This window comes from Serratia sp. JSRIV002 (genome assembly GCF_019968725.1).
Taxonomy (GTDB): domain Bacteria; phylum Pseudomonadota; class Gammaproteobacteria; order Enterobacterales; family Enterobacteriaceae; genus Chania; species Chania fonticola_B.
The window spans coordinates 2901860-2927305 of sequence record NZ_CP074143.1; the positions used below are offsets into that span (position 1 = coordinate 2901860).

At 54.0% G+C, this 25446-nt stretch carries 23 protein-coding genes; 13 read left to right on the plus strand and 10 right to left on the minus strand.

The window, feature by feature from the left end; translation table 11 throughout:
• Positions 1–137 precede the first annotated feature (137 nt).
• Positions 138–1151 carry a S9 family peptidase gene (locus KGP26_RS13720; protein ID WP_218519396.1) on the plus strand — a complete coding sequence of 338 codons (1014 nt, stop codon included), beginning with the start codon at positions 138–140 and terminating at the stop codon, positions 1149–1151.
• 70 nt (positions 1152–1221) lie between these two features.
• On the opposite strand, the gene KGP26_RS13725 is transcribed toward KGP26_RS13720, so the two are convergent.
• Positions 1222–2139, minus strand: coding sequence for a LysR family transcriptional regulator (locus KGP26_RS13725; RefSeq protein WP_209523594.1), 918 nt, complete (start codon positions 2137–2139; stop codon positions 1222–1224).
• Between the two features lie 100 nt (positions 2140–2239).
• Here KGP26_RS13725 and KGP26_RS13730 point away from each other — a divergent pair, with 100 nt between their 5' ends.
• Complete coding sequence (locus KGP26_RS13730) at positions 2240–3379, plus strand: serine hydrolase domain-containing protein (RefSeq protein ID WP_371824945.1); 1140 nt, start codon at positions 2240–2242, stop codon at positions 3377–3379.
• A 38-nt stretch (positions 3380–3417) separates the two neighbouring features.
• Here KGP26_RS13730 and KGP26_RS13735 read toward each other — a convergent pair whose 3' ends face one another.
• A complete protein-coding gene (locus tag KGP26_RS13735; RefSeq protein WP_223501417.1) occupies positions 3418–4977 on the minus strand; it encodes a YdgA family protein in 1560 nt (519 codons plus the stop codon).
• 136 nt (positions 4978–5113) lie between these two features.
• A complete protein-coding gene (gene manA / locus KGP26_RS13740; RefSeq protein WP_223665576.1) occupies positions 5114–6292 on the minus strand; it encodes a mannose-6-phosphate isomerase in 1179 nt (392 codons plus the stop codon).
• Between the two features lie 204 nt (positions 6293–6496).
• Here manA and fumC point away from each other — a divergent pair, with 204 nt between their 5' ends.
• On the plus strand, positions 6497–7894 hold the full coding sequence (gene fumC, locus KGP26_RS13745; RefSeq protein ID WP_094981766.1) for a class II fumarate hydratase: 1398 nt from the start codon (positions 6497–6499) through the stop codon (positions 7892–7894).
• Between the two features lie 41 nt (positions 7895–7935).
• On the opposite strand, the gene KGP26_RS13750 is transcribed toward fumC, so the two are convergent.
• Entirely contained in the window at positions 7936–8592 is a 657-nt protein-coding gene (locus KGP26_RS13750) for a peroxiredoxin-like family protein (protein ID WP_223501423.1), read from the minus strand.
• A 106-nt stretch (positions 8593–8698) separates the two neighbouring features.
• Between KGP26_RS13750 and KGP26_RS13755 the strand changes: the two genes are divergently transcribed.
• From KGP26_RS13755 to KGP26_RS13765, 3 genes are all read left to right on the plus strand, one after another.
• Entirely contained in the window at positions 8699–9586 is an 888-nt protein-coding gene (locus tag KGP26_RS13755) for a LysR family transcriptional regulator (RefSeq protein ID WP_218519393.1), read from the plus strand.
• 3 nt (positions 9587–9589) lie between these two features.
• Positions 9590–10276, plus strand: a complete 687-nt coding sequence (locus tag KGP26_RS13760) for a YafY family protein (RefSeq protein WP_059200750.1) — start codon at positions 9590–9592, stop codon at positions 10274–10276.
• An 82-nt stretch (positions 10277–10358) separates the two neighbouring features.
• Complete coding sequence (locus tag KGP26_RS13765) at positions 10359–10730, plus strand: VOC family protein (RefSeq protein WP_059200751.1); 372 nt, start codon at positions 10359–10361, stop codon at positions 10728–10730.
• Between the two features lie 88 nt (positions 10731–10818).
• Here the strand turns inward: KGP26_RS13765 and tus are convergent, their stop codons facing one another.
• Positions 10819–11754, minus strand: a complete 936-nt coding sequence (gene tus, locus KGP26_RS13770; RefSeq protein WP_218520391.1) for a DNA replication terminus site-binding protein — start codon at positions 11752–11754, stop codon at positions 10819–10821.
• Between the two features lie 149 nt (positions 11755–11903).
• Positions 11904–13160, minus strand: coding sequence for an MFS transporter (locus KGP26_RS13775; protein ID WP_181817507.1), 1257 nt, complete (start codon positions 13158–13160; stop codon positions 11904–11906).
• 144 nt (positions 13161–13304) lie between these two features.
• On the opposite strand from KGP26_RS13775, the gene KGP26_RS13780 reads away from it, so the two are divergent.
• On the plus strand, positions 13305–14207 hold the full coding sequence (locus tag KGP26_RS13780; protein ID WP_021804485.1) for a LysR family transcriptional regulator: 903 nt from the start codon (positions 13305–13307) through the stop codon (positions 14205–14207).
• Between the two features lie 143 nt (positions 14208–14350).
• Positions 14351–15568: an ROK family transcriptional regulator gene (locus KGP26_RS13785; RefSeq protein WP_223538461.1), complete on the plus strand. Its 1218-nt coding sequence runs from the start codon at positions 14351–14353 to the stop codon at positions 15566–15568.
• Positions 15569–15610: 42 nt separating this feature from the next.
• Here the strand turns inward: KGP26_RS13785 and KGP26_RS13790 are convergent, their stop codons facing one another.
• Entirely contained in the window at positions 15611–16534 is a 924-nt protein-coding gene (locus KGP26_RS13790) for a LysR family transcriptional regulator (protein WP_223538462.1), read from the minus strand.
• Positions 16535–16761: 227 nt separating this feature from the next.
• Between KGP26_RS13790 and KGP26_RS13795 the strand changes: the two genes are divergently transcribed.
• From KGP26_RS13795 to bioD, 4 genes are all read left to right on the plus strand, one after another.
• A complete protein-coding gene (locus tag KGP26_RS13795) occupies positions 16762–17958 on the plus strand; it encodes an MFS transporter (RefSeq protein WP_179247427.1) in 1197 nt (398 codons plus the stop codon).
• 11 nt (positions 17959–17969) lie between these two features.
• Entirely contained in the window at positions 17970–18998 is a 1029-nt protein-coding gene (locus KGP26_RS13800; RefSeq protein ID WP_166734889.1) for an alpha/beta hydrolase, read from the plus strand.
• A 51-nt stretch (positions 18999–19049) separates the two neighbouring features.
• Positions 19050–19496, plus strand: a complete 447-nt coding sequence (locus tag KGP26_RS13805; RefSeq protein WP_223501433.1) for a cyclophilin-like fold protein — start codon at positions 19050–19052, stop codon at positions 19494–19496.
• Positions 19497–19742: 246 nt separating this feature from the next.
• Entirely contained in the window at positions 19743–20423 is a 681-nt protein-coding gene (gene bioD, locus KGP26_RS13810) for a dethiobiotin synthase (RefSeq protein WP_021804479.1), read from the plus strand.
• On the opposite strand, the gene clcB is transcribed toward bioD, so the two are convergent.
• Positions 20411–21691: a voltage-gated ClC-type chloride channel ClcB gene (gene clcB / locus KGP26_RS13815; protein WP_223665577.1), complete on the minus strand. Its 1281-nt coding sequence runs from the start codon at positions 21689–21691 to the stop codon at positions 20411–20413. The two genes, bioD and clcB, sit on opposite strands and share 13 nt — an antisense overlap.
• 106 nt (positions 21692–21797) lie before the next feature.
• Positions 21798–23168 (minus strand): cytochrome c peroxidase, encoded by a 1371-nt coding sequence (locus KGP26_RS13820; RefSeq protein WP_371824950.1) that lies wholly within the window; start codon positions 23166–23168, stop codon positions 21798–21800.
• Between the two features lie 369 nt (positions 23169–23537).
• Here KGP26_RS13820 and KGP26_RS13825 point away from each other — a divergent pair, with 369 nt between their 5' ends.
• A complete protein-coding gene (locus KGP26_RS13825) occupies positions 23538–25031 on the plus strand; it encodes an MDR family MFS transporter (RefSeq protein ID WP_021804476.1) in 1494 nt (497 codons plus the stop codon).
• A 42-nt stretch (positions 25032–25073) separates the two neighbouring features.
• On the opposite strand, the gene KGP26_RS13830 is transcribed toward KGP26_RS13825, so the two are convergent.
• Complete coding sequence (locus KGP26_RS13830) at positions 25074–25373, minus strand: DUF1161 domain-containing protein (RefSeq protein ID WP_021804475.1); 300 nt, start codon at positions 25371–25373, stop codon at positions 25074–25076.
• Positions 25374–25446: the final 73 nt, after the last annotated feature.

Genomic DNA, 25446 nt, shown 5'->3' on the forward strand with positions numbered 1-25446 from the left:
TATATCTCCAATCTTGCCGTTGTCCCAGTCTTGTAAATTCTCAGGTGTTTCTAAATAGGCTTGCTCTGATGCCGATTAAATTAAAGCGAAATTTTTGATATAACCGACGCGGTATGAGATTTAATTTGGGAGCGGCTATGAACAAATATGGGATATTTGGTTTCTGCATGGTGAGCTTCCTGGTCGTTTTTTCACTGATTCGGTTATCTGAATTTGAACTTTCCGATGATGGTCACCAACGAACTATCAGCTTTGAGCATCATCAGGACATTCTGGAAGGCACATTAATCCTCCCTTCTGGGAAGATATCGCCACCGCTTGTCCTGCTGGTTCATGGCGATGGCGCTCAAGACCGCTGGTCTGAAGGCGGCTATATTCCGTTGGTGAATTTCCTGGTTGCCCAAGGAGTAGCGGTTTATTCATGGGATAAATCCGGCGTTGGGGCCAGCAGTGGTAACTGGCTGGCACAAACCCTGTCAGATCGTGCAGAAGAAGCAGCATCTGCTCTGAGAAAACTGAAACAGGAACCGGAGTTTAACCACAGCGATATAGGTTTTCTTGGCTTTTCTCAGGCGGGTTGGGTTGTGCCAAAGGCCAGCCAACAGGTAAAAACCGACTTTGTCATTCTGGTGGGGGCGGCGATAAATTGGCGAGCTCAGGGGATTTATTATACCGGGCAACGTCTGCAATCTGAGGGCCTGTCAGCTGAAAATATCGTGAAGGCGAAAGAACGTGAAGCCGCCGCTTTTGACAGGCAGTTTACGCAGGAGGCAGCCGCATCTCCCTGTATTTCTCGTTGTACCCGGCAGGACTTTGAGCGTCGAAACTCACAGGCCGATGCAAGGAAAGATATTTCAGCGATGCAAACGCCGGTAATGATCCTGATGGGGGCGGACGATCGGAATGTCGATCCGCACGAAACGATCGCTGTCTGGAGCGAAGCGCTACCGGCCAAAACACCTCGCTGTATCAGACGGGTCGCTGATGCTACCCACGGGCTTTTACGGAGCGAATGGTTTGACTACCAGCTATCCTCTCAGTGGCCTTGGTGGAAGCAGGGCGGATTTCTGCTGGCCGGACAACAGGCTTACTCGCCAGGTTCCCTAAGTGCTATTTCTGCCTGGATACTTAATCAGCAATGTCATGAGTGAACCGCATTCTGATGCCACGCTGAAAGCAAAAAGTGAAAGATCCCTCCCAGGTCTTCAATGACCCAGTAGCTCAAGCGCGGATCGGCCTGATCTGCTGCTCGCGTTTTTCCCGCATAAAATCGATAAAGACGCGCAGCTTGAGCGGCATATGCCGGCCTGCCGGAAAGTAGATAAAGAAGCCGGGCGCGACGTGGCTAAAATCCCGCAGAACCTCTCGCAGTTGCCCGCTCTGCAACTCTTTGTGTACGGCGGCCCGAAAGCGTTGGGTGAGCCCTAATCCCGCTATCGCCGCGTCTTTAAGCAGCTGGTTTTCATTGAAGATCGGCCGCCCGTTGACCTCCAGCGTCAAATGCTCAGTGCCGTTGCTGAAATACCAGGGTTCCAGTTTGCCACTGCCGGGAAAGCGGTAGCGCATGCAGTCATGCTGCTGCAACTCCTGTGGCGTTTTGGGCTGGCCGTGTTGTGCCAAATAACCTGGAGAAGCCACGACCACATGTTGTTGGCCGTGGTCGATAGGGACGGCCACCATATCTTTTTGCAACATCCGCTGCATGCGGATGCCCGCATCAAAATTATCCAGCACCAGATCGGCAAAACGATCGTCGGTAAACAGCTCCAGCTTAAGTTCAGGATAGCGCGCATGGAACTCCGGCAGATAGGGCATGACCAGCATCGACGCGGCCAACTGCGGCAAGGTAATTCGTAATAAGCCGCTTGGCTCACCACGTTGGCTGCTGACATTCTCTGCCGCGATCTCAATCTGGCCCATAGCGGGGGCGATTCTTTCATAAAATGCCAGCCCTTCATCGCTTAACCTGACTGAACGGCTGGTGCGATTGAACAGGCGTACTCCCAAGTGGGCCTCTAGCGCGCGGATATTTTGTGACACCGCAGGCGGTGTGACGCCTAGATGATTGGCCGCCTGGGTAAAGCTGCCCAATTTGGCAACGGCGTCGAAAAACGGCAGTAATTGCAGCAGTGAGCTCATCTATTGATAATCCCAGCTTAATAATTCATTAAATTTTAGCCTATTTTATTTAATGATCAACACCGTAGACTGGCCTGATTACCTAAAGAGGATCACAGTTATGGCTCAGGCATTGACACAACGGATAGAGGCAGTCAATCAGCAGGCGATCGCCGAAGGGCGGATCGTGGGTAGCGTGGTGCTGGTGGCTCAGCATGGGGCGGTGATTTACGCCGGTGCCAGCGGCTATGCCGATCGCGAACAGCGGCAACCCATGCAGAGAAACAGCCAATTCCGGCTATCTTCGGTCTCAAAACCTTACATCGCGCTGGCGGCGCTGCGCATGGTAGAACAGCAACTACTGAGTCTGGATGATGCCGTTAGCCGTTGGCTACCGTGGTTTACCCCGGCGTTGCCCGATGGACGGCGGCCAGCGATCACCATACGTCACCTGTTAACCCATACTGCCGGGCTGGATTACCGTTTCAAGCAACCAGCGGGCGGGATCTACCAGCGGTTAGGGATCCACGACGGCATGGAGAGGTCCTCGTTAACGCTGGAGCAAAATCTGCGGCGGTTGGCGCAGGCTCCGTTGCAGGCTGAACCCGGGAGCGAATTCAGCTACTCACTGGCAATTGACGTATTGGGTGCGGTGTTGGAGCAGGTAGCGGATATGCCTTTGCCGCAGCTGTTCGAGCGCTGGGTTGGCCAACCGCTAGGGCTGGGGAATACCGGTTTTTATACGTTGAGCGCGGATAAGCTGGCTCCTGCCTATTACAATGCTGAACCGCAACCGGCAGCGATGTATGACGGCTTTCTACTGAGGCTTCCTGAGGAGTTTGGTTTTGACGTGGAGTTTGCGCCTTCGCGAGCGCTTGACCGCCATGCTTATCCTTCGGCTGGCGCGGGAATGGTTGGCGACGCTGACGATGTGCTGCGCCTGGTGGAGACGCTGCGTAATGGTAGCAATGGAGTTTTGCAGCCAGAAACCGCCGCATTGATGCGACAACCCCATGTAGGAGCGCAGGCAGAAATTCAGGGGCCGGGTTGGGGCTTTGGTTTTGGTGGCGCGGTGCTGGTGGATGCCGCATTGGCAGCCACGCCGCAGAATAATGGCACTATGCAGTGGGGCGGCGTATATGGGCACAGCTGGTTTTACGACCCGGTCGCGCAGTTGAGCGTGGTAGCGCTGACCAACACCGCAATTGAGGGTATGGGCGGTTTATATCCCATGCAGATCCGCGATGCGGTTTATGGATAAAAATAAAGGGCCAGATATCGTCTGGCCCTCGAGGGTTTTTATTGCCCTTGCAGAGTTGGCTGCTCAGGTGCCGGAGCGGCATCCTGCTGATCGGGTTCTGGTGCACTGTCTTCTTCTGGTGCGGAAGCGCCGCCCAGCATCCCGAACATACCCACGAACTCCGGCAGCGACATTTTGGTGCCGTTCAGCTCAATCTGGTTATCGGCATATTTGAAGCTGCTGCCAATCACGTTATCTTTCAGCGTGGTGATCTTGAACATCTCGCCCATTGCCGCCAGGCTTTTCACCTGCTGCTCGGCCTGCTGCTGTGCTTGTTGTGCACTGGCACCTTGCAGCTGTGCCGCTTGAGCCATGGTTTCCTGCGCCATAGCGACCGGAATAGTCAACTGCGCGTCGATTTTCTTGACCGAACGGGCAAGCTGTTGGTCCGGTGATTCGGCCGCAGCGCCAGCCTGTGCGGGATCCAGCAGATCGAGGTTAAGGGTAAAGGCACTTTCACCCTTGGCATTTTTCCAGCTCAGCGGTGCGATGCTGATGGTTGGGTTGCCTTTCAGCAACAGCGGCAGGTTTTGCACCAGCATCTCAGCCGTTTGCTGCTGGTAGGCTTCTGGCGACAGCGTTTCTGCCTGTTGCAGCAAGGCCATGGCCTGCTGGTTGTAACGATCGGCAAACTCTTTCAGCCCTTTACCGTCCAGGTTGTCGATTTTCAGCAGCAGCTTACCCGCGCCAAAATCGGTGCCCTGAATTTTCAACGCTGCCATGGTGTAGTCCAACTGACCTGCGAGGCTGTTGCCTTTCTCGCCGAACTGGCTGGCCAGGTTGAAGCCTTCCATCGTCATGGCGTCTTTACCGTCGATAGCCATGGTCAGTTGCTTCATGCCCAGCGCTTGCTCACCCAGGCTCAGACCGTATTGGCCCAGATGCGTGTTGCTTTTGAGCGTCAGCCCTTGCATGGTCATCTGCTCGTTTTGGCCAGACTGATTCGGGCCACTGATCACCAGGCTGTCACTGCTGGCATCCAGGACAGCGGTTTGCATATCCTTGCCGATATCCGCGTCAATTTTGGCACCGCTGAATTTCAGTGAGGACTTGTCTTTCTGGTATTCCACCGGGATCACATCGATGGAACTGGCGACATCGCCGCTGTAGGCAATGCGTGAATCGGCGCTGAACAGCGACTTGCCTTTGGTGATTTCAAACAGGGTTTTGACTTTTGGCGTGTTTTCCAGCTCGGTATGTACCGAGGCCATGCTTGGGATCAGGTTGAATTTTTTCAACTGGGCCAGCGGGAATGGGCCGTGATCGACGGTTTCAATGAAGGCCACTTCTTCGCCGGACTTCAGCAGGGCATCGTCGGTGGTGATGCTACCATCGGCACGCAGCACAAAACGGGCTTGGCTGCTGAAAATCCCGCGTTGGTAGTTTTCATAGCTCATCTTGACCCCGGCCTTAGGCAGGATGGTCTTCAACTGGCTATTGGCGGTGTCTACCATTTCCCCCATCCGTTGCTCGATAAGCTTGCCGGTGTACCAAGAGGCTCCAGTCCATGCTGCGCCGAGCACCACAATGACGCTGACAGCGACTAACGATTTTTTCATAGTTCTGTTATTCCTTTGTAAAGCCGGTAGAGGGCAGGGCGACCAATTGGGCCTGCGAAAAAACGCCCGTAGGCGTTTTTATTGTGTAGGTAAACTAATCATCTTAGCAACTTATTTACCTATATTTTACCGTCAATTAGGGCAACTGATTATAAACGCGGGCGATACGGCCACTCCCGGTGACGTTAACCGGGGATTCAAAGGCGGCAATAAAGCAGGATTCACCTGGCTGCAAGATGACCTGTTGGCCCTGTTTCTCCAGCGTTGCTTCACCTTCTACACAGAACACGATCGCCGCGCTGTTTTGCGCCAGTGGTTGCGGTATGGCATCGAGATCGTGTAACGAGAAGGCAAAGTCCTCAACGGGGATCGGGAAGAACAGTTCTTTGCCACGTTGCTCTGGCTGAGTCAGCAGGCCAGATGCCGGTTGTGGGCGGAACTGCAGGTTGGCCAGCAGTTCAGGAATATCGATGAATTTTGGCGTCAAGCCCGCGCGCAGCACGTTATCCGAGTTTGCCATCACTTCCAGCGCGACGCCGTTCAGATAGGCATGTGGGGTCTCGGCATACAGGAACATGGCTTCCCCCGGTGCCAGTTTGACTACGTTCAACAGCAGCGGAGAGAACAGGCCGCTGTCGTCGGCATAGAAACGAGCGATAAAGCGAATGGTGTCCCAAGGCTCACCCTGCTGGTTGTTCAAGGCGGCTTTCAGCACGCCAAGCGCCAGCGTTTTTTGCTCACCGCTCATTCCCAGCAGGCTGGCAAACAGGGTCGACAGGTGGGCGGTATCTGGCTGTTGCAGGAAGGCGGCGATATCGTGATGTGCGCCGGAAAGCGGGTGTAATAATGCAACGATATCATCCAGTTCGCGGAAGCCATTCATCGCCAGGAACGGTGTCAGGGCAAACACCAGTTCCGGCTTGTGATTCGGGTCTTTATAGTTGCGTTCTGCGGCGTCAAACGGAATACCGGCGGCATTTTCTTTGGCAAAACCTACCTCTGCGGCACTCTTGCTTGGATGGACCTGAATGGAGAGCGGCTGGTCGGCACACAGCACCTTAAACAGGAACGGCAGTTCACCAAAGCGTTGTGCCACTTCGGCACCCAGCTGTTTAGGCTGGTCGGTATCAATCACTTCACGCAAAGAACGCAGGTTTCCTGCCTGATCGGTGACCTGTGAGCTGCTTTTAGGGTGGGCACCCATCCACAGTTCGGCCATTGGCTTGCCTGTCGGGTTGGCAATGCCATATAGCTTGGTTAACGCATCAACGCTGCCCCAGGCGTAGTTTTGGATGGCATTAGTCATTTTTTGCATGATCGTATCCCTGCTTTCTCAAGAAAATTGCGCTAAGTAAACAATGTGGCGCAGGCGCATGCAAGCCAAGATGGCTAAAAATGCTGTTTGCGCAGGACGTTAATGCGAATAGTTATTATCTGGCTATACTGAGGAGGCTCGCCAACGGGCTATCACTCGTTGGCATTTCCCCTTCATTTTAGGAATTGTGCTAAGGAGACCGTGATGGCAGGCGTTCGGATTGAAAAAGACTCAATGGGCCCCATCGAAGTACCCGCCGACCAACTGTGGGGCGCGCAGACTCAGCGTTCGTTGGAACATTTCCGTATCTCGTCAGAAAAAATGCCCCCGGCGCTGATCCATGCGTTGGCGATGACCAAGCGTGCGGCAGCCAGCGTCAATATGGATCTGGGGTTGCTGCCAGCAGAGCGGGGCAAGGCGATTATCCAGGCTGCCGATGAAGTGCTGGCGGACAAGCACCCCAATGAATTCCCATTGTCGATCTGGCAAACCGGTTCCGGCACCCAGACCAACATGAATATGAACGAAGTGCTGGCCAACCGTGCCAGCGAATTACTGGGGGGCGAACGCGGTGATGCGCGGCGGGTCCATCCCAACGACGACGTCAATAAAAGCCAGAGCTCCAACGACGTTTTCCCTACTGCAATGCATGTAGCGGCAGTGATCGCGGTGCGCGAGCATCTGATCCCTGAGTTGAAAGCGCTGCACCGCACGCTGCATGCCAAGGCAGAAGCTTTCCACGATATCGTCAAAATCGGCCGCACCCATCTACAAGATGCTACGCCGCTGACGCTGGGTCAGGAAATCTCCGGCTGGGCGGCGATGTTGGAATATAACCTCAAACATATCGAAGCCAGCATCCCGCATCTTAGTGAGTTGGCCTTGGGCGGTACGGCTGTGGGGACCGGGCTGAACACTCATCCCGAATACGCTGTGCGGGTGGCGAAGGCTTTGGCAGAACTGACCGGGCAGCCTTTTGTCACCGCGCCGAACAAGTTCGAAGCCTTGGCAACCTGCGATGCGCTGGTGCATGGCCACGGTGCCTTGAAGGGCTTGGCCGCCTCGTTGATGAAGATCGCCAACGATGTGCGCTGGCTGGCCTCTGGCCCACGTTGTGGCATCGGTGAGATCGCAATTCCTGAAAATGAACCGGGCAGCTCGATCATGCCGGGGAAGGTCAACCCCACGCAGTGTGAAGCGATGACCATGCTCTGTGCGCAGGTGATGGGCAACGACGTGGCGGTGAACATTGGCGGCGCGTCCGGTAACTTTGAGCTGAACGTATTCCGCCCGCTGGTTATTCACAACTATCTGCAATCTATCCGTTTGCTGGCAGACGGCATGAGCGGCTTCAATGAGCACTGTGCGGTGGGGATTGAACCGAACCGCGAACGCATCGGCCAGTTGCTTAACGAGTCGCTGATGTTGGTTACCGCCTTGAATACCCATATTGGTTATGACAAGGCGGCAGAAATCGCCAAACAGGCCCACAAGGAAGGATTAACCCTGAAAGCCTCGGCGCTGAAGTTGGGCTATTTGACCGAACAGCAGTTTGACGAGTGGGTACGGCCAGAGGAGATGGTCGGCAGCATGAGGAAATAAGGCCAAAGGCCAGGCGCGGTGATAGCGCCTGGCAGCGCGGCTCACCCCTTCAGCAATGAAGCCAACGCCAGTGGATCCGCACGCTGGGTATAATCCGGGTTAACTTCTGCATAAATGATGTCACCGCCAGGCGCGATAACGAAGCGGGCAGGCATCGGCAATGTCCATCCACTTTCGTCGTTAAGCTTGGTCAGGTCGATACCCAAGCTGTTGGTGTAAAGCTCGACAAGATCATTCGCCAACGCGAAACGTAAACCAAACTGTGCTGCCAGGCTATTGCCGCTATCCGTCAGCAAAGGAAACGTTAAGCCATGCGCTTGCTGCATTTGCTGGCCGTTAACCGGCAACTGTGGCGAGATGGCCACCAGGTTGGCACCGTCACGCAACTCAGGCAGAACTGCTTGCAGTGCCTGGAGATCCATATTGCAGTATGGGCACCATCCTCCCCGATAGAAACTGACGACCAGCGGCCCTTGAGCCAGCAATTGCCGGGAAGAGACTGGGTTACCCTGGGTATCCGGCAAAGTAAACTCAGGGGCGCGATCTCCAACCGACAAGGCGTTGTTGGCCATTTCTGTACTGATAAGCTCGTCGATACCCTGACGTAAGAGTTCATGGTCCGAGGGCGCAAGCTTGAAGGGCAGTTGGCCTGCTTCAAAAGCGGCTTTGAACGCGTCGAGCTGATCCTGAAGTTTCATGTTGTTCCTTAAAATAGCGAATGGACAGCAACCAGTTTGCCTATTGTCGTTGTATGGGGGTAGAGTGCGGTGATCACTAATGGTTATTCCAGTGGGGAATGGCAGGATGGATAAGCTAGGCGACTACGCCACCTATATCAGCGTGTTTGAGGCAGGATCGTTTTCCGTTGCGGCCCGGCGGCTTAACGTGGGTCAACCGGCGGTATCCAAAGCGATTGTCCGGTTGGAACAACAGCTGAATACGCGCTTGCTCCTTCGCTCTACTCACGGTTTACGGCCGACGGAAGCGGGACAACAGCTCTATCTGCGGGCCAAGCACATCTTGCATGAGGTTGCGGAAACCGAATCGGCCGTGTCAGGCGTGGCCGAGGTGTTGACTGGTCGGCTGCGGGTCGCTTCGTCTGCGGTGTTTTCCCGTATGATTGAACTGCCGGACTTGAGCCGGTTTCTACACGAAAACCCGGAATTGGCAATGGATCTGCTGCTTGATGAAGGCGAGTTGGGGCTGATCGCCGAGGGGATCGATATCGCTTTGCGTATTGGTGATTTAGCTGACTCCGGCTTTACCGCCCGCAAATTGGGCTCAGCAACGCAACGAGTCATCGGGGCACCGGCGTATTTTGCCAGAGCAGGGATGCCCCATATGCCACGGGAGTTGCTACAGCATGATATGGTGATCCATCACCGTGCGGGTGGCGCTGAGGAGTGGCTGTTCACCCATGAACAACAGCAGCAACAGGTCCGATTGCAGGGCCGGGTACGCGTGAGTGCAACCGAATGCTTACGTGAAATGGTGGTGGCTGGCTTTGGTGCGACGGTAGCCTGTGAAGGGCTGTTTCGTAGTGAATTACGTGAGGGCAAGGTGGTTGCCGTCTTGCCGCAATGGCAGTTACCACCGTTGGCGCTGTGGGCGGTGTTTCCCAGTGGGCACTTCATCTCGGCCAAGGCCCGTGCCTTTGCCGACTTTATTCAACAACTGCTGCAACGAGAGTAACCCATGTCCCGCACTCAACGCCTGCTCGATCTGATGCAGATCCTGCGCCGCCATCGTTACCCGGTCGCTGGGCATTCCCTGGCCGAAGAGCTGGGGATCAGCATGCGCACTTTATACCGCGATATCGCCACCTTGCAGCAGCAGGGGGCAGATATTGTTGGCGAAGTCGGGATCGGTTATGTATTACGGCCGGGATTTATGCTGCCGCCGCTGATGTTCTCGCAAACTGAGATCGAAGCGCTGGTTCTGGGTATGCGCTGGGTAGAACGCCGGGGTGACAGCCAGCTTGCCGGGGCGGCGACCAATGCGTTGGCAAAAATTGCCGCCGTGTTGCCTGCGGAACTGCGTGAAGAGCTGGATGCCAATACGCTGCTAATCGGCCCGGTGCCTACTGCCTATGTGGCCGATGAAACGTTGGTGACGATCCGTGAAGCCATCCGTTTGGAGCGTAAAATAAAGGTGGAGTATCGGGATTATGCCGGTAATGGCAGCGAGCGTATCTTGTGGCCATTTGCCATGGGCTACTTTGAACAGGTACAGATCCTGATGGCCTGGTGTGAATTGCGTGGCTCGATACGCCATTTCCGCCTTGATCGTATTGGCCGCTTGATGCCGCTAGAACTGCGTTACCCGCGCGGCCGCCGGGCACTGATGAAGCAGTGGCGGGAAAGCGAGGGCATTGCACAATGATCCTGCTGCCATAAACTGACAGTAGGGGGCACTAGAGTGACGTTATCAGGAGCCAGCCGGTTCCCACTCAGAGGATAACGTGATGACTACCCCAAGCATGACCATGATTTATGTCGATAACCCAGAAAAAAGCGCCGAATTTTATCGCCAGCTGTTGGGAACTGAACCTGTCGAGCAGTCTCCCACCTTTGCCTTGTTTATCTTGAATAACGGTTTCAAGCTGGGCATGTGGTCAAAACATACCGTTGAACCTGCGCCAGCGGCGACCGGTGGCGGTACAGAAATCTGCTTTATGTGTGAACAACCGCAACAGGTCGATGCGCTCTATCAACAATGGCGGGATAAAGGATTAACTATCGTGCAATCTCCGGTCGAGCTGGACTTCGGCTACACCTTTGTTGCGGCCGATCTTGATGGCCATCGGCTGCGTGTTTACCAGCTTAACGACGAGTAATTCTTCCACTGCTTGATTCGCCATACGGGGCACACATGCTGTGCCCGTTCAACCAAATACCGCGATAAACTGATTTTACGCCCGTTAATTATCCCTCAACATCGGTATACAGATGCAGGCGTTTCACTAGCAAGCGCAGAGGCTTAGCCTCCGGCTTATATTTGTGTTTTACCGCCGTCACGTCGTAATTGAGCAGTTCACCGATCTTCGGCACCTGTGCGCCCATCTCTGGTTGGCACAGGGCAATCAGCGGCAGCGGGCAGGGGTGCTGTACCTGTTTTTGCTGCGGTTGATACCATACGCGCGCGATTGGCTGCACCTTTACCGGCCGTTTGATTTTCAGCGTGGCGTTCTGCGGCAGGCGGCTGACGTCGTCAATTTCTCGGCCCACCAACTCGGCCCACTGTTCGCGGTTGTAGGGCGGAACGGCGCGCCCGGCTTTCTGGCTTTTCTCTAATTGCGCCAGGATATCGTCGCGCTTCACCTTCTTGATGATGTGCTTGTTGGCCCAGCCAAAACGCACCGAGTCCGGGTTGGTGAGCAGGGTAATGGAGCGATAGGCGCTAAGGGTGATCAAACCGTGCAGGTGGGTGTGCACAAACTCAAAACGTTGCTCAGGTGCCAGGCCAGACTCGACGGTAATGATCTGTTCTAACTCCGCCTTCAGGCGGTTGATCCGGGCGATCTGCTGTTGTAGTGCCAGATACTCGGCTCTTTCGGTCTCAAGGCAAATGACACCGGGCAATCTTACCGCCGCCTTGCTGCTGATATGTTGGCGGTTGTGGTGGATAAACAGCCGTTGGTAGTGTTCCAGTGCGAGGTCACGGGCAGCCTGGCCCACATGCTGCTGCACGCTGATCTGTTCGATGGCGCTATGCTCCTTACCTTTCTCGATTTCTGGCAGGCTGAATACCCTTGCGGCCAGCAATCGCAACGGTTGGATCTGCTGGTGGAGTTGCGCCAATGCCTGTTCCAGCTCGCTAAAACGCGCATTCATTCTGCCGATCAGGCTGTACTTATCCATCATTACCTCGCATTTTAGTTACAACATACATTGTAGAGCAGTGTAACCAGAGTGGCAACTTCAGCCGCATCATCGTCATTAGCAATGAGTGAACTTGGCTGAACAGGGAGCTAAGGTGGACCCTTCCCTGAGCGGAAAGGGTCTGGAGGTTAGATACGCGCGGCTTCCGGCAATTTCTTCAGGTAATGGCCAACCAGCAGGGCCAGCAACAGCATCAAGCTGATAAAGGCGACTACGCCGCCCCAGCCAAAGTTATGCCAGAACACGCCGCCCAGCGTACCGGCAACGCTGGAACCCACGTAATAACAAAACAGATAGAGCGAAGAAGCCTGGCCTTTGGCCCGGCGTGCGCGGCGGCCAATCCAACTGCTGGCAACCGAGTGGGCGGCAAAGAAACCGGCAGTGAACAGCATCATGCCAATAAAGATCACTGTGACAGGGGCCAGGGCGGTGATCAGTATCCCGATCAGCATAATGATAATGGACGCCAGCAGCACCGGGCCGCGGCCAAATCTGGAGGTCAGGGCACCCGCTTTGGGTGAACTGTAAGAACCGGTGAGATACACCACCGACAACAGGCCCACAATTGCCTGGCTAAGATGATAAGGATCGCTCAGCAGGCGGTAGCCAATGTAGTTGAACATTGTCACAAAGCTACCCATCAGCAGGAACCCTTCGGCAAACAGCAGCGGCAGCCCCTTATCGTGCCAATGCAGCTTAAAGTTAATCAGCAACGTCCTTGGCCGCAATGAACTGGCGCGGAAGTGTTTGGACGCGGGCAGAATGCGCCAGAACATACAAGCCGCCGCCAGGGCGAACACCCCAATCACCGCCAGCGAGATCCGCCAGGAGAAGAAATCGGTGAGCACCCCGGTCACCAGGCGCCCACTCATCCCACCGATCGAGTTACCGCTGATATAGAGGCCCATAGAAAAGGCCACGAAGCTCGGGTGGATCTCTTCGCTCAGATAGGTCATACCGACTGCCGCAACCCCGCTCAGCGAAAGCCCAATCAACGCCCTCATCACCAAGATGCCGTGCCAACTGGTCATGAAGGCACAAATCAGCGTACAGATTGCCGCCAACAGCAGGGCCACCACCATCACCGACTTGCGGCCGATCGCATCTGACAGCGGGCCGGTAAACATCAGGCCGATGGCCAACATCCCAGTGGAGAAGGAAAGAGAAAGGCTGCTCTCCGCTGGGGAGATACCAAAATCCTGCGAAAGCACCGGCAAGATCGGTTGCACACAGTACAGCAACGCAAAGGTAGCCAGCCCGGCAGAGAACAGCGCCAAGGTCACACGCATAAACTGAGGTGTACCGCGTTCGATGTAGGGGAGTTTATTCAGCGTGGTGCGTTTGGTTGTTGGGGCACTGTCAGGCGCAGGCAGCGTTTTTGGCATACTGGCCGCAGAACGCGAAGCGGTTGTCACAGCGGTTCCTTACCGGGTTAGGGAGATAAAAAATACGTCTTGAGTCACAAAATCATAGGGAGCGGCCAGTTTTTTGTCTAATATATTAATCATCCTAATTAAGATGTTTAAAGTATGAATATCGAGCTCAGACATTTGCGTTACTTTGTGGCCGTCGCTGAAGAACTGCATTTTGGCCGGGCGGCGGAGCGGCTACGGATCTCCCAGCCGCCCCTTAGCCAACAGATCCAGGCACTGGAGGATATGGTGGGCGCGCGTTTGCTGGCACGCAATAACCGTAATGTCAGCCTGACTCAGGCGGGGGAGATGTTCTTGAAAGAAGCCTATCAGGTGCTTGCCCAGGTCAACCGGGCAGCAGAGAAGGCGGCGCGCCTGGAGCGTGGTGAACTGGGTGAACTGACGATTGGTTTTACCTCTTCGGCTCCGTTTATCAGCGTGGTTTCCCGTAGCTTGCGAGCCTTTCGCCAGTTATCACCGGATGTACATATCAAAATGCGTGAGGTGAACACCAAGCAACAGCTTGAACCGCTGCTCAACGGTGACCTTGATCTGGGCGTGATGCGCAATACCCGCTTGCCGGATGCGCTGCAGCATCAGTTGTTATTACGCGAGCCCTTGCTTGCCGTAGTGCCGAATGGCCACCCGTTAACCCTAAAGGCATCAGGCACGCTGCGTTTCAGCGATTTGGCCCAGGAACCCTTCGTGTTCTTTTCCCGCGAAGTGGGCACCGCGCTGTATGACGAAATTCTGGCTTTACTGGCCAATGCCGGGATCGCCCCTTACATCACGCAAGAAGTGGGGGAAGCGATGACTATTATCGGTCTGGTCGCGGCCGGGTTGGGGATTTCCATTTTGCCGATGTCATTTGGCAGAGTGAAGATCGATGGGGTGACCTATCTCCCCTTAGCCGAGCCGGAGGCGATGACTGAGGTCTGGTTGGTGCATCATCGCAGCAGGCCGTTAACGGCAGCGGCCAAGGCGTTAATGGCGCTGATGCTCGAACCCAAAGCTGGGTAAATAAGAGGCGTTTTTGGCGGAAAGCTCGGTGAATTTGTGCTGTTAATCACATAACGAATCAAATAGTTGACGCTGTATTCCAAAAGCCCCACCATAGCCCCTAATCTTTATTTAGAAGCGCGAAAAATAGCAGGAGCGGGTGTGTGATTGCGGATGGGCAGCCTGGGCATATTGATCAGATCAAGCAAACCAATGCAGGGGCAGTTTACCGGCTGATAGATCGGCTGGGACCGATTTCGCGCATCGAATTATCCAAGCGGGCACAGCTGGCACCTGCCAGTATCACCAAGATAGTGCGTGAGCTGCTCGAAGCGCATCTGGTTAAAGAAACCGAATATCAGGAAGTGGGCAGCCGTGGCCGACCGGCCGTTGGCCTGGTGCTGGACACCGAAGCCTGGCATTACCTCTCTGCACGTATCAGCCGTGGCACCATTACCCTGGCGCTGCGCGATCTCAGTAGCAAGATGGTGGTTGAAGAACTGCTGCCGTTAAAAGCCGAACATCCCGAACCGTTATTACAGCGTATCGTTAGTGAAGTCGATCAGTTCTTTATCCGTCACCAAAGCAAACTGGAACGTTTAACCGCCATCGCCATCACACTGCCCGGCATGATTGATACCGCCGCGGGTATTGTTCACCGCATGCCGTTTTATGACGTCAACGAAATGGCATTGGGGCCAGCGCTAGAGGCACTGACGGGCCTGCCGGTTTATGTTCAGCATGATATCTGCGCCTGGACGATGGCAGAGGCGCTGTATGGCGCATCCCGTGGCAGCCACAACGTCATTCAGGTCGTCATCGATCATAACGTTGGTGCAGGGGTGATCACTAACGGACGCGTACTGCATGCGGGTAGCAGCAGCGTGGTGGAGATAGGTCACACACAGGTCGATCCGTACGGTAAACGCTGCTATTGCGGCAACCATGGTTGCCTGGAAACGGTCGCCAGTATTGAAAACATGCTGGAAATTGTCCAGCAACGTTTGGGAGGCTCGATGTCTTCCATGCTGCATGGCGCACCATTGACCGTGGAATCGCTATGCGATGCGGCAATGGCTGGCGATCAGTTAGCCAAAGATATTATTCTTGGCGTCGGGCACAGCGTCGGGCGCATTGTGGCGATCATGGTCAACCTGTTCAATCCGGAAAAAATCCTGGTAGGTTCACCGTTGAACCGGGCCGCTGAAATTCTGCATCCGGCGATTGCTTCCTGCATTCGTCAGCAATCCTTGCCTGCGTACAGCGAGCATGTTCAAGTTGAATCCACCCAGTTCTTCAACCAAGGCACCATGCCGGGAGCCGCACTGGTGAAAGAAGCCATGTATAACGGTTCTTTGTTGGTGAAGTTGCTACAAGGTTGATTTAGCCTGTGGCATTAACTACCCGGGAATTGAACCCAAAAACTACGCTTCCACTGTCTCGTTGGCAGGGCTACGCTTTCGACCGATCCTAAGTGCTTCAAGGACCAACGAGAATGCTGGAGAAGGCTGTTTGCGACTGGGATAATACAGATAGTAGCCGGGGAAGGGCTTGCACCATTGCTCCAGCACACGCACCAGATTACCTTCTTTAATATGTGATCCAAACTCTTCTTCTGGCAAAAAAGCAATCCCGTGTCCTGCAAGCGCCGCAGCAACAATATGTTCAGAGGTATTGAAAATGAGCTGTCCGCTGACGCGAACATTAAGATCCCCCTCATCCTGATCGAAATCCCAGATATACAACCCCCCAGACCTGACCATACGTTGATTTATGCACCTGTGCTGCGTCAACTCATGGGGGGTGTTGGGGATAGGATAACGTGAAAAATAGCCCGGAGATGCCACTGCGGCCATACGTAATTTGGGCCCGATGGGTACCGCTATCATGTCTTTATCAATGGTGTCACCCAGTCGAACGCCCGCATCAAACCGATCTGCCACGATATCGCGAAAACCATGGTTTGCGTCGAACTCGATATTAATATCCGGGTACTCATGCAACAGCGGGGTCAGCTTTGGCAGCAGGGTACTGTGTAAAACATTTGGCCCGCAGGTGATACGGACCGTACCTGCAGGCTTATCGCGCAGCGCGGTCAGCATATCCAGTTCGGCTTCAATCTCATCGATGCGATTACCAATAGCCAGTAGCAACCGCTCTCCGGCGGAAGTCGGCGATACGCTACGGGTGGTACGGGTCAGCAGGCGAATTTGCATACGATCTTCAAGTGCAGAAATCGCCTGGCTGAGTGCAGGCTGCGTTACACCCAGCTGTGCTGCGGCACGGGTAAAGCTGCTTTCACGTGCGACCGTGACAAAATAGAGCAGGTCGTTCAGGTTGCGTTTCATCAGGTATGGCCCGTCTCATTAATAAGCTACAGTTATAAACCTATTAAGCATTCATTAGCTAGTAATGATGCACCCTGAGTGTAAAATTTCCAGCAAGAGATTATTAAGCGATGGCGGATAAACGCTGTTGCTCTTTCCATTTTTACTTTCCTGACGTTATTCCTGCGAATAGCGTTCGGCCGCGGTTTACCTGAAAACTGCCGGGGGTTATTCGGAGTCAGCAATTTATGCCCATCTTGTCGAACGATCTATCACCTCATAAAGAACGCGCATACTGGAGCGGAGTATTTGCCATGACGTTGTGTGTCTTTGCGCTTATTGCTTCGGAGTTTATGCCTGTCAGCCTGCTGACGCCCATATCGGGAGAGCTAGGGATCAGTGAGGGGCTGGTTGGGCAGGGGATCGCTATTTCCGGCGTATTTGCGGTATTGACGAGTCTCTCCATTTCTACACTGGCCGGAGGTCTCGATCGCAAGACATTACTGTTGAGCATGACTGCGTTGATGGCGTTCTCCGGAGCCATTCTCGCGTTAGCACCCAGTTACCTGATTTACATGGTTGGCCGTGCCCTGATTGGTATTGCTATTGGTGGGTTCTGGTCCTTATCAGCCGCTACTGCTCTTCGCCTGGTTCCGCAACACCAGGTTCCAAGTGCGCTGGCCATCTTTAACGGGGGTAACGCCTTGGCAACCGTTATAGCCGCACCACTTGGCAGTTATCTGGGCTCGATTATCGGTTGGCGAGGCGCATTCTTTTGCCTTGTTCCGGTTGGAGTGATTGTTTTTATCTGGCAGTGGTTCAGCCTGCCTGCAATGAAGGCTGATAAAAGCGATAAGCGTAACGGTACTGTTTTTCGTCTTTTGGCTAACCCGCTTGTGGCGATGGGGCTTGCGGCCTGCGGATTATTCTTTATGGGCCAATTTGCTTTGTTTACTTATCTACGTCCGTTTCTTGAGAGGGTAACGCAGGTAGATATCACTACGTTGTCGCTTATTTTACTGGCAATAGGAGTTGCTGGTTTTATCGGAACCCTGGTGATTAGCGCATTTTTGGCATCAGGTTTTTACCCCACACTCATTGCCATCCCTTTGCTAATGGCCGCTATTGCCGGAGCACTGATCGCTTTTGGTCAGAGTATTTGGATTGTTGCAACACTGCTTGGTTTATGGGGCTTAATCGCCACTGCTGCACCCACCGGTTGGTGGACGTGGATCGCTAGAACACTGCCGGAAGATGCGGAGGCTGGCGGTGGCCTGATGGTTGCCATAGTGCAACTGTCCATCGCATTAGGCTCCACAATCGGCGGGTTAGCATTTGACCACAGCGGTTATCAAAGCACCTTCACCATCAGCGGCATTTTGTTAGTGATAGCGGCCGCCCTGGCGTTATTGACGTCACGTAAAGATATCCACCAAACTCAATGAGGAGTTCTCTGATGAGAAAATTTACCATGCTGTTAGGGCTGTTAATCAGTTCATTTGCGGCAGTTGGCGCCGATATGTCTAACGGAGCCGATAATTTTTACCAAAGCGATAAAGTCACCCAGCAAAAGGTGACCTTCAAAAACCAGTATCAGATGAATGTGGTCGGCAATCTGTTTATACCGAAAGGGATGGATCAGAATTCACAAAACCCGGCGATTGTCATTGGCCATCCGATGGGGGCGGTAAAAGAACAAAGCTCAAATCTGTATGCCCAGAAACTGGCCGAGCAAGGGTTTGTGACGTTGGCAATTGATCTTTCCTTCTGGGGAGAAAGTGAAGGAAAACCCGGCCATCTTATTTCTCCGGAAATTTATGCGGATGATTTCAGTGCCGCGGTCGATTATCTGAATACTCAACCTTACGTTAATCCGGAGAAAATTGGCGTGCTGGGTATTTGCGGTAGCGGGAGCTTCGTTATCAGTGCTGCCAAAATTGACCCGAGAATGAAGGCCGTGGCCACGGTGAGTATGTATGACATGGGGGCGGCTTTCCGCCATGGTCTTCATCATTCCGTTACGCCTGAACAGCGTAAAGCATTCATTAAATCTGCAATAGAACAACGAGCTGTTGAGTTTAATGGCGGAGACATTGCTTATATCCCAGGTACCGTTAACCAGCTTGATGATTCAACGCCAGCAATTCAACGAGAATTCTTCGATTTCTATCGCACACCGCGAGGAAGTTATACACCACAGGGTGAGAAAGAAGAGCTGACAACCAAACCTATGTTGAGCAGCATTGGGAAGTTCATGAACTTCTATCCGTTCAACGATATTGAAACGATCTCGCCACGCGCGATGCTGTTCATCACTGGCGATCGGGCGCATTCTAAAGAATTTAGTGAAGATGCTTACAAACGTGCCGGACAGCCGAAAGAGTTGTACATCGTGCCGGGGGCAGGCCATGTCGATCTTTATGACCGTAGCGACATGATCCCATTTGCCAAGCTGACGTCGTTCTTTAAAGCTAATCTCAAATAATGTCAAAAGCCGCATCCTGACGGGTGTGGCTAATTTTTTTGGGTTTATCGCATGAAATATCAGAACACATTAATACCGGGTCTGCTGCTGGCTTGTACTTTGGCAGGCCATGCCGACATGATCATTAACCCGCCCCTTAAGGAGAGCCCGATGATGGTTAAAATGAATATTGATGACCAACAATTTGAGGTCAAACTTCACGACAATCCAGCGGCTAAAGCATTTGTTAATTCTTTACCATTGCAACTTGGTATGGAAGAGTTGAATGGGAATGAGATATTTGCCGAACTTCCCCATAAGTTGCCTTCAAGCCCTGTACGGCCTGGGACTATTCAGGCAGGCGATCTCATGTTGTACGGTACGCAAACGTTGGTGTTGTTCTATGAGTCATTTGAATCATCCTACCGCTATACCCCCATCGGGAAAGTTATTCACCCAGAAAAACTCCCCACCAGTGTGGACAAAAAGAAAATAGGGGTTAGGTTCAACGACCATTAAAACCACGGTAGTTAGCTCCCTGGATCATGCCGATACGAGGCACTCGGCGCCACAAAAACCTGGGTACGTTTTCGTTCCTTTGACCTTGATACCCCTTATCAGAGTTTCTTATTATTTACCGCCAAAAGATTGAGCTACCTCAAGCCCCCGTTGAGTTGCATCCCCTAGACTTTTCCCGTAGGACGACTCTCGTCGTGATTTACGGCGGTTTTTTAGGTTAACGAGGCATTTCAAGGCAATCTATTCATGTTAAAGCGTTTATTTGTTACAGGCACGGATACCGACGTAGGTAAGACAGTGGTTTCCCGCGGTTTATTGCAGGCTTTCGCCGCGCAAGGTCGCTCAGTGGCGGGTTATAAGCCCATTGCGGCGCGCTGCCATGAAACCGGTGAAGGCATCCGCAATAGAGACGCTTTAGTTTTACAGGCCTCTTCCTCACTGCCGCTGTCCTATGATGAAATCAATCCGATCACCTGTCTGGATGAGGTGTTTCATGCCCATGCAACCCAGGATATTGATTACGGACTGATGAGCCGTGGTTTGCACCATCTCGCCGCCAAGGCCGATACGGTAGTGGTGGAGGGCAGCGGCGGCTGGCGGGTATTGATGAACGATCTCCGTCCTTATGCCGAGTGGGTGGTACAGGAACAACTGCCGGTTATCCTGGTGGTCGGGATCAAACTGGGCTGTGTCAGTCATGCGCTATTAACTGCACAGGCAATTATTAACGATGGCTTACCATTGCTGGGCTGGGTGGCTAATCGTATCAACCCTGGTTTAGCTCACTATGCAGAAACTATCGATGCGATGCAGCAGCGTATTCCGGCTCCATTGCTGGGTGAGATCCCGTATCTGCCGCGCGCAGAACAACGTGAGCTGGCACAATATCTGGACGTTTCGCAGCTGGTTGACCGTTACGCGTTGTGATAAACCGACTGTGGGCGTAGCCCGCGAGCAATGGTAGTGGCGATAACGCAAGCCAACAGAATGCCTGGCAGCAGGGTATATTCCCCGGTCATCTCAAACACCATTAATGCTGCCATAATGGGCGCATGAGTGGTGGCAGCCAGCAATGTCGCCATACCGGTCAGTGCCAGCAGAATGGGCACTGCAGTACCCAACTCTGGCCATAGGCCAAACATCTGGCCCACTACCGAGCCCAATGCGGCCCCCACGAATAATGTCGGCGTGAACACGCCCCCAGGTGCACCTGATCCACTACTGGCCAACAGGGCTAACAGTTTGCAAATCAGGATCGCACTGACCAGCAGCATCCCTGGTGGTGCCGAGAGCAACGATTGCACCACGCTATAACCATTTCCCCAGACTTCGGGATACAACAAGGAAAGCAACCCGACGATCAGCCCGCCAAGCGCCAACTGTAATGGCGGTATGAGATTGAGCGAGCGAAATGCCCGCCCGCTGGCCGCCATCGCCCACAGAAACAACGGGCCACAAACTCCTGCCAGTATGCCCACCAAGGCCATTAACAGATACTGCACCGGCCAGGGAGCAGCAAGCGGCTCCACGATATAGAGCGGAGCCTGGCCACCGTTCAGCAGATTGGTCATCAGTAGCGCGCTCACGGCGGCGATCACTACCGGGCCAAGCGAGGCCAGCATCAGCGAACCAAACAGGATCTCCGCGATAAACAGGCTACCCGCCAACGGGGCATGATAGGCGCTAGCCATCCCGGCTGCGGCAGCGCAAGCCACCCACAATTTCCATTCTTTCGCTGGGGTAAAGCGCTGGGCAAATACCGACCCCACCAACGCCCCCAGCAGGATCATCGCCCCCTCGCGGCCAATGGTGCTACCGCTGGAAACCACCAACAGTGAGGCTAGGCATTTTATCAGGCTGGCGTTAACGGCTAGCCGTCCGTCACCGGCTTCAATCGCTTCCATATAATCCGTTGGCGCGATGGGTCTTTGATGTTGGTAACGCTGGTAGATCCACAACAAAAAGCCAGCGGCTAATCCACCCAATGCTGGCGTCAACGCTCTGCGCCATCCGGGCAGTGCAGCGGCAGCGGCCACCAAACTGCCTTCCTCGTGATCCAGCAACAACCATTCAAGCCCGTACATGGCGCGGTGAAATAACCACACGGCCAGCGCAGCACAAATGCCGAGCAGGATGGCAATAAACAGATGGCGCAGCAGGGCGCGATAGTGGTGCAGAGGGACCAATTGATTCATGTGTCGGCAGTGATGAAGAATAAGAGGTTCAGGTGGGCATTGTGCTTGTCTACCCACCTGAAAACCAGAGAATCTTTATCAGAAACCTGGCGTTGTGGCTACAGTATCAACCGCCCGGAGGCGTGGCAGGCTGATATTTACCGCTCATGCCTTCCAGCAGCGCGACCAGATCGTTGATATCGCTGTCTGGTAGGGTAACGCCGACCTGATAGGTCAGCATATCCTTGACCGCCTGGTGCAGCGAAGTCACGCTGCCGTCGTGGAAGTAAGGGGCGGTTTGAGCGATGTTTCGTAACGTTGGGGTTTTGAAACGGTGGCGATCGTTATCATTTTTAGTGACATTGTAACGCCCAAGGTCGGCCTCGGTGGGGTTGCCGCGAGCGGCAAAGTAATCCGCTTTCAGCCCCATGACCTCATAGGACTGGCCCCCAAGGTTGACCCCGGTATGGCAGGTGCCACATTTGTTTTGCTGGAACAGTTGATAGCCGTGTTTTTGCTGCGCCGTCAGGGCGTCATTATCGCCTTTCAGGTAACGGTCAAACGGGCTATCTGGCGTGATCAGCGTCTTTTCGAACTCGGCAATGGCGTCGGTAATGTTATCGCCGGTGAAGCCGTTAGCATAGACGCGCTGGAAGTCGGCCTTCAGCAAGACGTCCTGATCCAGTTTAGCGATGATTTCATCCCAGGACTCGGAGGCCATCTCGATCGGGTTCATCGGTGGGCCACCGGCCTGAGCCTGTAAATCTGCCGCTCGGCCATCCCAGAACTGCGCCATATTGAAGGCCGCATTAAACACCGTCGGGGCGTTGATTGGCCCGACCTGATCGCCAACCCCCAACGATGAGACGCGCCCATCCACGCCACCTTCGCCCAGCTTATGGCAGTGGGCACATGAGATGCTGTTATCTTTCGACAGGCGCGGGTCGTGGAACAGTCGAAAGCCCAGCGCCACTTTCTGCGGATCGGTAGGTAGCGAGGCTGGCACCGGCTGTAAAGCGGCACCGCGCAGTTCGGCTGGCGTCTCTGGCAAAGTGTAGAACTGTTCGCGCTGTTGACGGACCCAGCTCAGTAGTTCATTACGATCGCCGTCGCTGACGTTTCCGCCCCAGTGGACCAGCTTATACATTGACGGTGGCATCTCCTGGTTTTGCAGTACGGCTTCCAGCTTAGCCAGATCGACTTCAGGCACCGCAGTTTTTTGTTGCAGAGCGGAGCGGGTAGCATCGAGGTTGAAATGCTGATTTCCACTAAGGATATCCTGCGCCATAATTTGTTTGGCGATCGGTAACTCGGCATAGAAGGGAAGCTGAGCCGAGTTGGAGTGACAATAGTCGCAGCCATTGCGGGTTAGCAGGGTATCGATTTGATTGCCAGCAACGGCGGGGTTACGCTGTTGATCGTAATGATAGACATAACCGACGGTCCCCAAATAGCCGATGACGGCGGTAACGGCACAGCCCAGAATAATTTTTTTAATCATGTTCTCGCTCCAATGAGTTGATTTCCAAATAGCCCTACATATTAAGAGGTAATGGTGAGGGTAAAATCAGATTGTCACGGCCCGGGGCGGTTAGCAACTTGATTAAAATCAATCACTATCATTGGTATGCACTATCGTTCAGATAGGTTTTAACGATAAAGCAGGTGTGGCTTGGCTTACAGGCTGCCCCTAAGAAATACCTTATTATTCAATGGGGTGCTTATTTTTTGTGTGACGCTGTAACAATACGTTCAATAGCTGCTTCGTTGCGGGATTTTTATTCACAACATCCCCTGACAAACTACAGCGTCCCCCGGCTGTTATACTGCGGGTAAAATAAAAGACATAGGGACACAGGGTAAACTGATGACCACTAACACTTCTTCGAGCACTGCCCAAGTGGCTCATCGGCCGTTGATCCTGCTTGCCTGCATGCTGGCGATGTTCATGTCTGCCATCGAAGCGACCATTGTTGCCACCGCGATGCCGACGATTATTGGCGATCTGGGTGGTTTTTCGTTGTTGGGCTGGGTGTTTTCGGTCTATTTGCTGGCACAGGCCATTACCATCCCGATCTACGGGCGTCTGGCAGATTTATACGGTCGGAAACCGATCTTTTTCTTTGGCGCCACGCTGTTCCTGTTGGGGTCGGTCCTGTGCGGTTTCTCATCGAATATGTATTGGCTGATTGCCTTCCGCCTGCTGCAAGGACTGGGCGCCGGGGCGATCATGCCGATCGCCACCACCGTGATCGGTGATATTTACAGCGCCACCGAACGGCCAAAAGTGATGGGGTATCTTTCTAGCGTCTGGGGTGTTTCGGCTATTCTTGGCCCGTTACTGGGGGCATTTATCGTGCAACACACGACTTGGGCTTTGGTATTTTGGGTCAACCTGCCCATTGGCCTGCTGGCGATGTATTTCCTGGGGCGCTACCTGCCTGACCTCAAACAGGGGCGCAAACATGCGCTGGATCTGGCGGGAACGGCCTGGCTGACGATCTTTGTCGCTGCATTGCTGCTTTCACTCTTGCAGGCGGAAATGCTGGGATGGTGGGTCATACCGTTGCTGGCGTTGGCGTTAGTGGCGCTCAACCGGTTAATTCGTCAGGAGCGCCGTGCTCCTGAACCGTTGTTCCCATTGGCCCTGTGGCAAAACCGCGTGATTGTGGCTGGCAATATTGGCGGCGTGGTGATCGGTGCTGCCATGATGGGCATCAGCGCCTTCTTGCCAACCTTTATCCAGGGCGTGAAGGGCGGAACCCCGCTGGAAGCCGGAACCACGTTGGCCTTGATGTCGATTGGCTGGCCGCTGGCCAGTATGCTGAGCGGGCGTTTGATGCTGCTGACTTCTTATCGCACTACAGCTCTGCTTGGTGCGCTGCTGTTGGCGGCCGGTGGCTTTATCCTGCTGCTGTTACAGCCTTCGGGTGGGTTACTGTGGGGGCGGGTTGCGGCGTTTATCATCGGTGTCGGTATGGGGTTGTGCAATACCACCTTCCTGGTTTCAGTACAGAATGCGGCACATTATAGTATTCGCGGTATCGCAACTGCCTGCACGGTATTCACCAGGATGGTCGGATCGGCCATCGGCACCGCCATTCTGGGGGCCACGTTGAATATCAACCTGCATTTGCGTCTGCCACAAACGGTTGATCCGGTGCAGCAGTTAATGGAGCCAGAGGTTCGCAACACCATGCGGCCAGAGGCGCTGGCGGATCTCATTGGGCATGTTGCCGCCTCAATGCATTGGGTATTCCTGGTCTCGGCGTTGATATCGCTGTTTGCCTTGGGCGCGGCTATGCTGATCCCGGCGCGTCATCGGCCGCAGGGCGAAGGTGAAGAGGTTAAACAGGCTTAATAAAGAGGAGGGGCGCAGTAACAAACCGCGCCCTGAAGGCGGTTACTGCGGGGCTTGGGTATCCTGGCTGGTGCCAGTTTGCGCCGCGTCGCCGCTGTCGTCGCCGTTAATCAGGCGGGTATAGACGATTTTCTGCGTGTCTTGGCCACAATGGCCGACCACCTGTCCACCGGCAAGGTTCGCCTGATCGTTAGGCACGATCTCCAGCTTGAAGCCGGATTCCGGTACGCCGTTATTGACAATCTTCTGGGCAATATCCGCCTTTATGCTCTCACATGAGGCAAAAGCGGCCAGCGGCGCGGTGGCTAACAGCAGTACACCTACTACAAGCGCTTTTTTCATCATTGGATCCTTATTTGAGACGAATGTTCTTTGTCAGGATAGCAGCATCAGGTTGAATAGTTTACCCTTACTC

Coding starts and splice junctions, on each gene's coding strand:
- KGP26_RS13720 (WP_218519396.1), top strand. CDS start 138: ATGAACAAATATGGGATATTTGGTTTCTGCATGGTGAGCTTCCTGGTC.
- KGP26_RS13725 (WP_209523594.1), bottom strand. CDS start 2,139: ATGAGCTCACTGCTGCAATTACTGCCGTTTTTCGACGCCGTTGCCAAA.
- KGP26_RS13730 (WP_371824945.1), top strand. CDS start 2,240: ATGGCTCAGGCATTGACACAACGGATAGAGGCAGTCAATCAGCAGGCG.
- KGP26_RS13735 (WP_223501417.1), bottom strand. CDS start 4,977: ATGAAAAAATCGTTAGTCGCTGTCAGCGTCATTGTGGTGCTCGGCGCA.
- manA (WP_223665576.1), bottom strand. CDS start 6,292: ATGCAAAAAATGACTAATGCCATCCAAAACTACGCCTGGGGCAGCGTT.
- fumC (WP_094981766.1), top strand. CDS start 6,497: ATGGCAGGCGTTCGGATTGAAAAAGACTCAATGGGCCCCATCGAAGTA.
- KGP26_RS13750 (WP_223501423.1), bottom strand. CDS start 8,592: ATGAAACTTCAGGATCAGCTCGACGCGTTCAAAGCCGCTTTTGAAGCA.
- KGP26_RS13755 (WP_218519393.1), top strand. CDS start 8,699: ATGGATAAGCTAGGCGACTACGCCACCTATATCAGCGTGTTTGAGGCA.
- KGP26_RS13760 (WP_059200750.1), top strand. CDS start 9,590: ATGTCCCGCACTCAACGCCTGCTCGATCTGATGCAGATCCTGCGCCGC.
- KGP26_RS13765 (WP_059200751.1), top strand. CDS start 10,359: ATGACTACCCCAAGCATGACCATGATTTATGTCGATAACCCAGAAAAA.
- tus (WP_218520391.1), bottom strand. CDS start 11,754: ATGGATAAGTACAGCCTGATCGGCAGAATGAATGCGCGTTTTAGCGAG.
- KGP26_RS13775 (WP_181817507.1), bottom strand. CDS start 13,160: ATGCCAAAAACGCTGCCTGCGCCTGACAGTGCCCCAACAACCAAACGC.
- KGP26_RS13780 (WP_021804485.1), top strand. CDS start 13,305: ATGAATATCGAGCTCAGACATTTGCGTTACTTTGTGGCCGTCGCTGAA.
- KGP26_RS13790 (WP_223538462.1), bottom strand. CDS start 16,534: ATGAAACGCAACCTGAACGACCTGCTCTATTTTGTCACGGTCGCACGT.
- KGP26_RS13795 (WP_179247427.1), top strand. CDS start 16,762: ATGCCCATCTTGTCGAACGATCTATCACCTCATAAAGAACGCGCATAC.
- KGP26_RS13800 (WP_166734889.1), top strand. CDS start 17,970: ATGAGAAAATTTACCATGCTGTTAGGGCTGTTAATCAGTTCATTTGCG.
- KGP26_RS13805 (WP_223501433.1), top strand. CDS start 19,050: ATGAAATATCAGAACACATTAATACCGGGTCTGCTGCTGGCTTGTACT.
- bioD (WP_021804479.1), top strand. CDS start 19,743: ATGTTAAAGCGTTTATTTGTTACAGGCACGGATACCGACGTAGGTAAG.
- clcB (WP_223665577.1), bottom strand. CDS start 21,691: ATGAATCAATTGGTCCCTCTGCACCACTATCGCGCCCTGCTGCGCCAT.
- KGP26_RS13825 (WP_021804476.1), top strand. CDS start 23,538: ATGACCACTAACACTTCTTCGAGCACTGCCCAAGTGGCTCATCGGCCG.
- KGP26_RS13830 (WP_021804475.1), bottom strand. CDS start 25,373: ATGAAAAAAGCGCTTGTAGTAGGTGTACTGCTGTTAGCCACCGCGCCG.